We start from the raw sequence: 11,856 nt of genomic DNA on the forward strand, positions 1-11,856 counted from the left end.
TACTTGTGTTGGGTTGACGTCTTAAAAAAGTTGGTTATTGGGTGGTTCCGTCAGTCGGCAGCCACCGGACTGCGGCCTGCCCAATGTGGGTCACAGCGGCTGGTTGCCGTGGTGTTTGGGGGTGCGTTTGACTCGCCGCTTGGTGCCAGTGTGGCGAGTGATTCCACAATGACTTCGCGCGTCTGTTCTGGGTCGATCATCGCGTCGATCTGACCGATTTCAAGTGAAAGGTTCGCGTTGACTGTGCTGGTTTCGTAATCCTTGATGTATTTGGCTCTCAGCGCTTCCACATCAAGTCCGGCGGCCTTGGCTTTGGCCAGATCGTGACGGTGGATGATGTTCACCGCACCGGCAGCGCCGAGCACTGCGATTTGCGAGCTGGGCCATGCGAAGTTCAGATCGGCGCCGATGGCCTTGGAACCCATCACGATGTACGCGCCGCCGAATGCCTTGCGCAGCACTACAGTCACCAGTGGCACTTGGGCGTTGGCGTAGGCGTAGATCACTTTGGCGCCGCGGCGGATGATGCCGGCGTGCTCCTGATCGGAACCAGGCTTGTATCCGGGCACATCCACCAGAGTCACCACCGGCAGATTAAAGGCATCGCACAGTCGCACGAATCGCGCGACCTTCTCCGAAGAATCCACGTCAAGAATGCCGGCGCGCACATTCGGCTGGTTCGCCACAATGCCCACCGGCTTGCCTTCGATGCAGGCGAATCCCACAAGCGCTGAAGCACCGAAGAGTTCCTGCACCTGTACGAACTCGCCGTAGTCGGTGATGCAACGAATCACATCAAGCATGTCGTAAGGCTGGCGTTCGTTGGCAGGCACGATGGCGGCGAGCCGTTTGGCAGTGTCACGTTCGGCTCGGGTAGCTGCGTACGCGTAGGTTGGCGGCTGGCTTTCCGCATTGGATGGCAAGTAGGCAAGCACCGTGCGCGCATAATCGATGGCATCGGATTCGTCTTCGCCAAGGTAGTGGGCCACGCCGGAAACCTTGTTGTGCACTTCGCCGCCGCCGAGGTCAGCCATCGAAATGGTTTCGCCGGTGGCTGCTTTGACCACGTCCGGACCGGTGACGAACATGTTCGAGTTCTCACGGGTCATGATGATGAGATCGGTCAGGGCCGGGCAGTAGACGGCACCGCCGGCGCAGGGTCCCAGAATCAGGCTCAGCTGTGGTACAAACCCGCTGGCTTCACAGGTTTTGCGGAAGATGCGGCCATACTGGGTGAGCGCAGCTACACCTTCCTGGATGCGAGCACCACCGGAATCCACGATGGCCACGATCGGCACCTTGAGATCGATGGCCATGTCCATCAGTCGGCAGATTTTCTCACCTTCCGCAGTGCCTAGGGTGCCGCCTTTGACGGAGAAATCCTGCGCGTAGACGGCGACCTTGCGGCCATAGACGAGGCCGAATCCGGTGATGACCGCGGCTCCGGCGTTGCCGCCGGCGATGTTGCCGCCTTGGAATCGGCCGATTTCCTCGAAGGAACCAGTGTCGAACAGCAGATCGAGGCGTTCGCGCGCGGTTTTCTTGCCTTTGGCGTGCTGCTTGTCACGGGCACGATCTTCGGCTGCGCGAGCCAGTTCAGCGGCGCGCACCACGGCGGCGCGCAACGGCTGATGGGCAGACGGCCGGGCAGAAGCTGCAGTGGATGCCTCATCAGCTGCAGATCCAGTTTCAGCGGCGGCTGCCTGCACGGCCTTGACGGCAGGCGAATCCATGATGTCAGTCATTCTTGCCGCCTTCCTTAGCCAGATTGGCTCCCTCTGATGGGACCTTGCCGCCGGTCACGTCAAGCGTGACCAACGTGTCGCCGGCTTCCACGCCATCGGCCGGGCTGACGAAAATCTTCTTGACTTCGCCGGCCGCCGGCGCGTACACGTAGTTCTCCATCTTCATGGATTCGAGCACTACCAAGAGGTCGCCTTTGGCTACCTGCTGGCCTTCGGACACGTTGATGCGCGTCACCACGGCCTGCATTGGGGAGGCGATGATACCTGATTTGGCACCATCGTTGACGTTGGAAGCGCCGGATGCCACGTTGTGCAGTCCGGCGCCACGCAACGGCTGGGTCGGGCGCTTGGCATTGCGGGCGCGAGCGGAACCGGTCAGGTTTTCCACGATGTCGAGCGGCACGGTGAGCTTGACTCGGCGGTCGTTCATTTCGATAACGAACGTCTCGGACTTGGCTTTGTCTGCGGCATCGGCGGCCGCTCCCGGCGTGCCGGCACCCAACGAAGCCGGCTGGCCAGCACGCGCGGAATTCGGTTCACGGTTCAGATACGTGCGCTCCAACCACTTGGTGGTCACGGAGAATGGATGCCCATGCTCGGCGGTGAAATCGTCGTTGCGGAAGATTTCCTTGTACAGCGAGATCGGCGTCGGCACGCCTTCGATTACCAACTCGTCGAGCACACGGCGCACACGGGCCACGGCATCGAGACGGTTCTGCGCGGTGACAATCACCTTGCCCATCATCGAATCGAATTTCGGGGAGATGGTGTCGCCTTGCTCCACACCGGTGTCAATACGCACACCGGGGCCTGCCGGCCATTGAATCTTCTCCAGTGTGCCGGAGCCAGGGGTCAGGTTAGTAGCTGGATCTTCGCTAGTGATGCGCAGTTCAAAACTGTGCCCGCGCGGCTCGGGAGCACGAGTCAGTTCGCCGCCCGAAGCAATCACCAGTTGTTCGCGCACCAAATCAAGCCCACTGACTTCTTCGGAAACAGTATGCTCCACCTGAAGTCGAGGATTGACTTCCAAGAAGTACACTTTGCCGTTCGGCGTCACCATGAATTCACAGGTGCCGAGACCCACATAATCCACGGTGGTGAACAGCCTGCGGGAGTACTCCTCTAGCGTGGAGACCACTGCCTCGGTCAGGAATGGCGCGGGCGCTTCCTCCACAAGTTTTTGGTTGCGGCGCTGCAGTGAGCAGTCACGCGTGGAATACACGGTGAAATTGCCATGCGAATCGCGACCGGACTGGGTTTCCACATGGCGTGCCTTATCTACGAACTTCTCAATGAAGTATTCGTTGAGATCACCGCCCTGCAATGCGTCGTGGTTGAGATAGAAGCGGCGCAACTCCTCGTCATCATGCACCACGGTGATGCCGTGACCGCCACCGCCATCCGTGCGCTTCATCATGATCGGGTAGCCGTGGGTGTGTGCAAAGTCGAGCAGCGTGCGCACATCGGTCACCGGCTCAGAGATGCCGGGCACCGGTGGTACTTTGGCGCGCAATGCCACACGTCGGGCAGTGATCTTATCGCCAAGGTCTACGAGTGCAGTGTGATGCGGCCCTACCCATATCGCACCAGCGTCTTCAGCCTTCTGTGCGAAGCTCGGCACTTCGGAAAGGAAACCGTAACCTGGGTGTACGGCGTCTGCCCCTGAGCGATGAAGAATATCGATGAGCAAGTCTTCGTTGAGGTAGGTGTCCTTGTAGGTATCGCCGGAAAGCAGGTAGGCTTCATCCGCCATGTCCACGTAACGACTGTTTCGATCTTGTTCGGCATACACGGCAACCGTGGAGATCCCCATCTCCTTGGCCGTGCGTACCACGCGAAGGGCTATTTCACCTCGGTTCGCGATGAGTAATTTTTTGACACTTTGAGTCATATCGTCAGATTGTCCTCGTGTCTGCCAGCTTCAGCAATCGACATCCAAACAAAAGCTCTCACTGGATTTTGTAGAGCCCGAACAAACGACTGCGTAAGTTTCGCTTACGTAACCGGCAAGTTATATAGGCTAAAATCGGCAGTATTCCGCCATTTATCAGCAGTTCTTTAGCAGGACATTATGAGTTGACAATAATGCGCTTATTCGTCAACTTGTAATAAAAATGATGATGAATTTTGTATTTTTATACGAAACCGCAAAAAATCGCACACCGTACGATGGCAAGTGTTGGGGGAAGGCTCCCGAGCTGCTGGCTCAATCACACTTATCAACAGCGGCACAGCCCTTCCAAAATCGCCGATGCAAATAACGATTCTTGACGTTTCCTTCCAGAGGAAATTCAAGAATCCAAGCATTTACCATGCAAGGGGTAATCATTATGCAGACTACACACACCACAACATCCGTCGCAGCAACTAGCTCATTGGTCCGCCGCATCATTGCCGCATCATGGAAACCGGTGCTATTCACCGTGCTGCTGTGGCTGTCTGCCGCGGCTGGCGAAATCCCAATCCCGGGCACTCCAGTGCCGATTACGCTACAAACGTTCGTCGTGATGCTCGCCGGATTGATGTTGACTTGGCGACAGGCCGGCTCAGCCTTGGCGTTATATATCGCCGCTGGAGCCATCGGATTGCCGGTATTCGCTGGCGGCGCTTCCACGATGGCGTTGGTTGGTCCGAGCGCTGGCTTCATTTTCGGCTTCCTGCCGGGTGTGGTGGTGATCGCACTGCTGCGCGGCAAGGCTGATACATCTTCCGCTGCACATGCCGCACTGACCACAGTCCGTTACCTGTTCGCAGCCATCATCGGTGGTGTTGCCGTGGTGTACGCGTTCGGTTTTCTCGTCCAGTCCGCACTGACCGGCGCTTCAATCGCCGCTGTGGCTATGGCTTCTCTGGGATTTGTTGCCGGAGATATCGTTAAGGCCGCCGTCGCCGCTGTGGCCACCACCGGATTGACCAAACTCAGCCGCTGAGCGTCCACAATTCCGGAAATTGGCCCATAGTTCCCAAATTTCTTGTACTGAACAACCGTGAGCGCAAGGATTTCGGGAACTATGGGCTGATTTCCGGAATTCTTGCACTGAGTAGTTGTCAGTACAAGAATTTTGGGAGGTTCACCCTCTTTACCCGAATTTCTTGCGCCAGCGAAGGGTGGGAACGAGGTTGGAGGAGAGGACGGAGACGAAGGAACGAAGTATGAAGGACCAAAGTTTTAGGTCCTAGAATCTAGAACCTAAAAACGGAAGATAAGGACAGAGGGATAAAGGCAGGAAGACGGGTTACAGTACCCCGACATCGGCGGTGTGCACGATGTGGTCCACACCATCTGGGGTGCGCAACACCAGGGAGGCATCGTCGTCGAGTCCGATGGCTTCACCCACCAGTGAAGAGCCATCAGTAAAGTGCGCCTCAACTTCCCGGCCACGAGCCCAACATACGGTTCTCATCTCCGCGCGCAATGCTTCGGCCTGACCTTGCGGATCAACCACGAATTCCGCCAGTCGCCGGCCGAGTTCCTCAACTTCACGAACCGCCACGGCATCCTGCATCGCATCAAACGATGGCAATCCGGTGGCATGAAGTTGCAATGACGTGGACTTCGCCGTAGGCAATCGGCTGGGACCTAAAGCCAGGTTCAGGCCGACACCGAACACCAATGCCACGTCACCATCGGCGGCTCCTTCCGAACCCGGGATCATCACCACTTCAGACAAAAGACCACCGAGTTTCAAACCGTGGCAAAACACATCGTTAGGCCATTTCAGCTCAAGGAAATGCGCCGCATCAATCATTGAGGCACCAGATTCCTCAATCATGCCGTTGAGCGCATCTAAAGTAGCGAGCCCGGCAATCATCTGTAGCCATCCGTTCACGGACGGATTCAACGCAATGGCGCGAGGGAGTCGCACCACATAGGAGATCGTCGAGCAGCAGCCGGGCTGGCTAATCCATATGTGACCGTTGCGTCCACGCCCGGCCACTTGACGATCAGCCACTACCAGAGCGATAGGCAGACGATCACGCTCGGTTCCGGAACCGGCAACCGCAGATGGCAACACCAGCGAGCCGTCCGCAATCATCTGCGCGGCCAGTGCATTAGTGGAATCGGTTTCGGCAACACTGACGATCCGATTCGCAACAGCCTCGGTTCTTGGCAGCCGAGGCGTCGTGGTCTGTAGTGCAAGCATCATGGGCAAAACGTTACCTCATTTATCACGATTCCAAACCCAAAAATCCCATGAAAATCGGCTCAATATCAAGCTCTTCTGCATATCGTGACCATGTGAACGTTCACAGGTGAGCAAAGTCACCACACGCCCACCACAACCTTATTTATAACTTTATAAATAAGTGCTATGCTGATGCAGTACCAAAGACGCACAATGCGGCACAGAAAACGACCACAACGCCGCAGCAGCAATGAAGCAGCCGAAAGGAACATCATGCGATACGGTCATTTTGACGACGCAGCCCGCGAGTATGTCATCGAGACTCCCGCCACCCCACTGCCTTGGATCAACTACCTCGGCAACGAAGACTTCTTCTCACTGATTTCCAACACCGCCGGCGGCTACTCCTTCTACAAGGACGCCAAACTGCGCCGCATCACCCGCTACCGTTACAACGGCGTACCTGCCGACAACGGCGCCCGCAACTACTACGTGAGCATTATGAGCGGCGAAGACGCCGACGCAACCCCAATCGAAACCTTCTCTCCCACGTTCCTGCCAACCAAGACCCCGCTGGATTCCTACCAGTGCCGCCACGGCATTGGCTACACCGTGTTCGAAGCCGCAAAGTCCGGCATCAAGACCACGCTGACCGCATTTGTGCCGCTGCACACCAACGCGGAAATCAATCGCTTTGACGTAACCAACACCACCGACTCCACTAAGACCGTAGATGTGACCGGCGCTGTGGAATGGTGCCTGTGGAACGCCGTGGATGACTCCACGAACTTCCAGCGCAACCTGTCCACCGGCGAGGTGGAAATCGAGCAGCGCGAAGACGCAACCCTGCTCTACCACAAGACCGAGTTCAAGGAGCGCCGCAACCATTACGCATTCTGGTCTGTGAATACTCCGGTTATCGGCTTCGACACCGACCGCGCAACCTTCCTGGGCCAGTTCAACGGCTGGGACACCCCGCAGGTTATCGCCGAAGGCCGCGCCCGCAACTCCTATGCACATGGCTGGTCGCCGATTGCCGCAAACCGCGTGCGCCTGACCTTGCAGCCGGGTGAAACTCGCTCTCTGGTGTTCATGCTCGGCTATATCGAAGTCCCCACCGATCAGAAGTGGGAGGATCCGAACGATCCCGCCAAGGTGGGCATCATCAACAAGCAGCCCGCCCACGACCTCTATGAGCGCTTCGCCACCATCGAGCAGGTCGAAGCCGCACTGGCCGAGCTCAAGGATTACTGGAACCAGCTGCTGAGCATCTACACCGTCGAATCCGGCGACGAACGCCTGGATCGCATGGTCAACATCTGGCATCAGTACCAGTGCATGGTCACCTTCAATATGTCCCGCTCCGCTTCTTACTGGGAGTCCGGCACCGGCCGCGGCATGGGCTTCCGCGATTCCAACCAGGATTTGCTGGGCTTCGTCCACCTTGTGCCCGAGCGCGCACGCGAGCGCATCATCGACATCGCCTCCACCCAGATGGAGGATGGTTCCGCTTGGCATCAGTACCAGCCGCTCACCAAGAAGGGCAACGCCGATATCGGCGGCGGCTTCAACGATGATCCACTGTGGCTCATCGCCGGCACCTACGCTTACCTTGCCGAAACCGGCGATGCCAGCATTCTTACCGAACCGGTGCCGTTCAACAACGTCGAAGGCTCCGAGGCTCCACTGCTCGAACATCTGCGCCGCTCCGCAAACTACACGATGACCCATCTCGGCCCGCACAAGCTGCCGCTGATCGGCCGTGCGGATTGGAATGACTGTCTGAACCTGAACTGCTTCTCCGCCACCCCGGGCGAAAGCTTCCAGACTGTGGAGAACAACGACACCGGCATTGCGGAAAGCGTGTTCATCGGCGGCATGTTCGTGCTCTACGGCGGTCAGTACGCGGATATTCTCGAGCATTACGGCCCTGATTGCGGCATGTCCTCCAGCGAGACCAGCGCTGAGGTTGCTCATGTGCGCGAGGCAATCAAGGATATGACCGAGGCCGTCAAGACCGCTGGCTGGGATGGCGAATGGTTCGTCCGCGCTTACGATGCTTACTCTCGTCCGGTTGGCTCCCACACTGATAACGAGGGCCAAATCTTCATCGAACCGCAGGGCATGTGTGTTATGGCCGGCATTGGTCTCGACGATGGTAAGGCCCAGGCTGCGCTCACTTCGGTACGCGACCGCCTGACCTGCGAGTGGGGTACTGCCATCCTCGCTCCTGCCTACTCCACCTACCGCATCGAATTGGGTGAGATTTCCACCTATCCGCGCGGATATAAGGAGAACGGCGGCATCTTCTGCCACAATAATCCGTGGATTTCCATTGCCAATGCTGTTGCCGGCAATGATGATGAAGCATTCGCCGTCTACCGCCGCAACTGCCCGGCATGGCTGGAGGATAAGTCCGATATTCGCAAGGTTGAGCCGTACGTGTACTGCCAGATGGTGGCCGGCCCTGAGGCTGCTGTGCCTGGTGAGGGCAAGAACTCTTGGCTCACCGGTACTGCTGCTTGGACGTTCGTGGATGTGTCCCAGTATCTGCTCGGTATTCGCCCGACGCTCGACGGTCTGACCATCGAGCCGCATCTGCCCGCCGAATACACGAACCTCAACGTCACTCGCAAGTACCAGGGCAAGACCTATCACATTGCTCTGGAGCGCACCGGCGAGCGCACGCTCACGGTGAACGGACAGTCTGTTGACGGCACTCTGGTGCGAGCAGCCGCACAAGATGCTGATGACATTGAGGTCACCGTCACCTTCTGATCGATATCCATTTGCCTACCTATTGTGAGGGTTGGCGTTCATGCAGCGTCCACGCGACGCATGCCAGCCCTCACCCGCTGATAAAGGATTCCCATGCAATACATTGATCGCACCATTGAAGGCATTGATGGCACTCAAGCGCAATTCGTCGGGTATGTTATTGATAATTCCGCGGAAGTCGATCTTGACCGCAAGCGCCCGGCCGTGCTCATCATTCCCGGTGGCGGCTATGAGATGACTTCCGACCGCGAGGCCGAGCCCATCGCACTGAAGTTCGTGGGCGCCGGCTACAACGCGTTCGTACTGCGGTATTCTTGCAAACCCAGCGTGTATCCGACCGCCTTGTGCGAAGCCGCTGAAGCCATGCGTCTGATTCGTTCTCATTCCAGCGAATGGCATACCGACCCCGACCGTATTGCTGTGGCCGGCTTCTCCGCAGGCGGCCACCTTGCCGCCAATCTCGCCACTTCCGCTGGCGACGATGACGAGCAGGCTCACGGCTATGACCCGGATGAGGTTCGCCCGAACGCACTGATTCTCGGCTACCCGGTCATCACTTCCGGCGAATACGCCCATCGCGGTAGCTTCGATGCATTGCTCGGCGACGACCGAAACGCCGACGATGCATGGCTCCAGAAGCTCTCCATCGAACAGCATATCGACGCTAAGACGCCGCCGGTCTTCCTCTGGCATACCGTCACTGACGATTGCGTGCCTGTAGAGAACAGCCTCGAGCTCATTTCCGCATGCAAGGCTGCCAAGGTGCCGGTTGAGGCACATCTCTTCCCCGAGGGCGGTCATGGACTTGCGCTCGGCACCATCGAAACTGCATGGGAAGCGAATCCTGCCTGCGTATTCGAATGCGTGCAGGTGTGGCCCGAGCTCGCCATCAGCTGGATGAAGCGATTGTTCGCATAGTGTCCGATAGCGTACACTATTGAAGCATTGTGAGCGCACACATTTCCATTGGAGGGAGGTCATCAATGCCCGTTGCAGCATGGGAACAATTCTTGCAGGATCAGAACAGCTGGCCCGCGGCATCCAGGACCACCCTCCAAGCCGTGGTGCGCGATACCACGTCCGGCACTACTTTTGAAAAGCGCAAGCGTATGAGCCCGGAGGAACGGCATCTGCAAATCATGCAGGCCGCCGTCAAGGTCATTGCCTCCAAAGGATTCTGGGGCATGTCGCTGCAGGATATCGCCGACGAGATCGGCATTACTGAGGCAGCGCTGTACCATTACATTCGTTCAAAGAACGAACTGCTCAACATGGTGCTCGCTGAGGGGTACGATACGCCTGAGGCCGACGAATACAATGCTTCCACTTCTACCGTGACCGATTTCGATGGTCATTTCTGCTACTGCTTCCCGCGCTACTGCGTCAATGTGGTGTTGTACAACCTGCAGCGCCCGGAAATGGTGCAATTGTTCTCAATGCTCAACGGTGAGGCTTTGAATCCTGCGCACCCTGCCCACCGGTTCTTCATCGGCCGCCATTTGCGCAATTGGGAACAGATTGGTTCGATGAACTGGATTCTGCCGCCCGGATACGATGAGGAGCGGCTCTACCATCTCTACACGCTGTCAATGTCTGCGATGGATGGTCTGCAGTATCGCTGGCTTGCCGATCATTCCGTCAATCTGTTGGAGGAATGGATGGCATTCTCCGAAGAGATCTTCCCGGAGAATGTTTGGCAAGGTTTCCGTGACCCGTCCGAATACGACCCAGCAAGCGGACAGTGTCTGCAAGAATTCACGCTCGCAGCAAAGGAACTGTAAAAGCCACAATATGGCACGCGTGATTGTGCACACGCGTAAACTCTGCTTACTTCCGAAGCTCAGTCACGAACGCATAGTAGGCGCCAATCAAACCGGCATAGCTCACGTTGCGGCAGCGTTTGATGGGGGTAGCGAAATCCTTCCAATATGGAATCGTGTCTAAGGCCTGTTCCACCAACGGCATGAATGCCGTCTCCTGGCATACCGCTCCACCCAGTAATACGCATTCAGGGTCAAGCGATACCACCACGTTGTAGATGCCCACGGCAATGTACTGTGCCCACTCCTCCACGATGTTGCGCACTTCCGGATCATTCATGCGGCGTAACAGGCTGGAAGGCACCACAATTTCGGCAGGACCACCGAATTTCTCCGCATAGCGTTCACTCAGTCGATCCGTGGCCGAGTATTCATGCAGCGAGCGAGCGCCTTCGGTCTGATAGTTCGTAATCATCATGCCGAGTTCGCCCGCGCGCCAATCACGGCCGCGGCGAATATGCCCATCCAAGAACAGTGCGCCACCCACACCGGCATCGGTGATGGTGAACACCACGAAATCATCGAGTTTACGGGCATTGCCGGCGTATCGTTCGGCGATGGCCGCGCAATTCGCATCATTCTCCACCCAAATAGGCAGATCATCACCGAGCCTGCGGCGCAATTCCTTGCCCACATTCTGCTTATACAGGGCATTGACCGCACCGCCGGTGATGGTACGTTGCTTCTTGACATCAACAAATCCGGGCAGGCTCAGCGCAATACCATCAATCGGCTCCTGCTGCTGGCGCACCACATTGGCAATACCGTCGAATAAGGCTTCGGAATCTTCCTTTGGCGTGGCAAAAGCGGCCGGCACATCCTGAATACCGTCAGTCACCACAGCATGACGAATAAACCTGTACCCCACATCAAATGTCAGCACACGCGTGCTTTCCATATGCCCTCCTCGGCTGTTCCGGCTACTCCTTTCGCCTCGTTGACGCTTTCACACCAGCATGAAACGGAGCAATACCGGTAGTTTAACAGGCCTTGTTATTCGTATTGATGACCGACGTGCCTCACGTTTTTTGAGCGCGTAGGGTGTGGTGGTGCCTCATCGGGAATGAGCGCGAACGGTATCGGTCCTGTTTGGCTTGTCTTATGGAAGACAGGATCAGCATGGCGACGAAGCGGCAGGTCACCCTGAGATTCAGGGATGAATACATGAAGGCGTCGAAGAAGGACAAGGGACGCATCCTCGATGAGATGTGCTCCGTGCTGGGAATCGGCAGGAGCACCGCGAGACGCAGACTCACGGAAGCCGGGCGCGGCAGGCCGTCGATGTCGCCCGCGGAGCGGCCGAAGCGGTATTCGGAGCAGTCGCGCGAGCTGCTGGTCCAGGTGTGGCTGATGATGGATGCGCCGTGCGCGAAGTACCNCAAGGCG

At 57.4% G+C, this 11,856-nt stretch carries 7 protein-coding genes and 1 pseudogene; 4 read left to right on the forward strand and 4 right to left on the reverse strand.

Annotation, left to right across the window (positions count from 1 at the left end):
* Positions 1 to 90 precede the first annotated feature (90 nt).
* Positions 91 to 1,745 (reverse strand): annotated as a pseudogene (locus Tam1G_RS03600) (acyl-CoA carboxylase subunit beta).
* Positions 1,738 to 3,636 carry an acetyl/propionyl/methylcrotonyl-CoA carboxylase subunit alpha gene (locus tag Tam1G_RS03605; protein ID WP_101625483.1) on the reverse strand — a complete coding sequence of 633 codons (1,899 nt, stop codon included), beginning with the start codon at positions 3,634 to 3,636 and terminating at the stop codon, positions 1,738 to 1,740. The pseudogene Tam1G_RS03600 and the gene Tam1G_RS03605 overlap by 8 nt, the downstream one beginning before the upstream one ends.
* 439 nt (positions 3,637 to 4,075) lie before the next feature.
* Here Tam1G_RS03605 and Tam1G_RS03610 point away from each other — a divergent pair, with 439 nt between their 5' ends.
* Positions 4,076 to 4,675: a biotin transporter BioY gene (locus Tam1G_RS03610; RefSeq protein WP_101625484.1), complete on the forward strand. Its 600-nt coding sequence runs from the start codon at positions 4,076 to 4,078 to the stop codon at positions 4,673 to 4,675.
* A 306-nt stretch (positions 4,676 to 4,981) separates the two neighbouring features.
* On the opposite strand, the gene Tam1G_RS03615 is transcribed toward Tam1G_RS03610, so the two are convergent.
* Positions 4,982 to 5,893 carry a biotin--[acetyl-CoA-carboxylase] ligase gene (locus tag Tam1G_RS03615; protein WP_101625485.1) on the reverse strand — a complete coding sequence of 304 codons (912 nt, stop codon included), beginning with the start codon at positions 5,891 to 5,893 and terminating at the stop codon, positions 4,982 to 4,984.
* A 252-nt stretch (positions 5,894 to 6,145) separates the two neighbouring features.
* Between Tam1G_RS03615 and Tam1G_RS03620 the strand changes: the two genes are divergently transcribed.
* The 3 genes from Tam1G_RS03620 (at position 6,146) to Tam1G_RS03630 (ending at position 10,431) form a co-directional block, all read left to right on the forward strand.
* Positions 6,146 to 8,650: a glycoside hydrolase family 94 protein gene (locus Tam1G_RS03620; RefSeq protein ID WP_101625486.1), complete on the forward strand. Its 2,505-nt coding sequence runs from the start codon at positions 6,146 to 6,148 to the stop codon at positions 8,648 to 8,650.
* 93 nt (positions 8,651 to 8,743) lie between these two features.
* A complete protein-coding gene (locus Tam1G_RS03625; protein ID WP_101625487.1) occupies positions 8,744 to 9,568 on the forward strand; it encodes an alpha/beta hydrolase in 825 nt (274 codons plus the stop codon).
* Positions 9,569 to 9,633: 65 nt separating this feature from the next.
* Positions 9,634 to 10,431 (forward strand): TetR/AcrR family transcriptional regulator, encoded by a 798-nt coding sequence (locus Tam1G_RS03630; RefSeq protein WP_101625488.1) that lies wholly within the window; start codon positions 9,634 to 9,636, stop codon positions 10,429 to 10,431.
* 46 nt (positions 10,432 to 10,477) lie between these two features.
* Here Tam1G_RS03630 and Tam1G_RS03635 read toward each other — a convergent pair whose 3' ends face one another.
* The gene (locus Tam1G_RS03635; protein WP_101625489.1) at positions 10,478 to 11,368 is read right to left on the reverse strand and encodes an ROK family protein; all 891 of its coding nucleotides are present in this window, start codon (positions 11,366 to 11,368) and stop codon (positions 10,478 to 10,480) included.
* Between the last annotated feature and the right edge of the window lie 488 nt (positions 11,369 to 11,856).

The organism is Bifidobacterium imperatoris (assembly GCF_002860405.1).
Taxonomy (GTDB): Bacteria; Actinomycetota; Actinomycetes; order Actinomycetales; family Bifidobacteriaceae; genus Bifidobacterium; species Bifidobacterium imperatoris.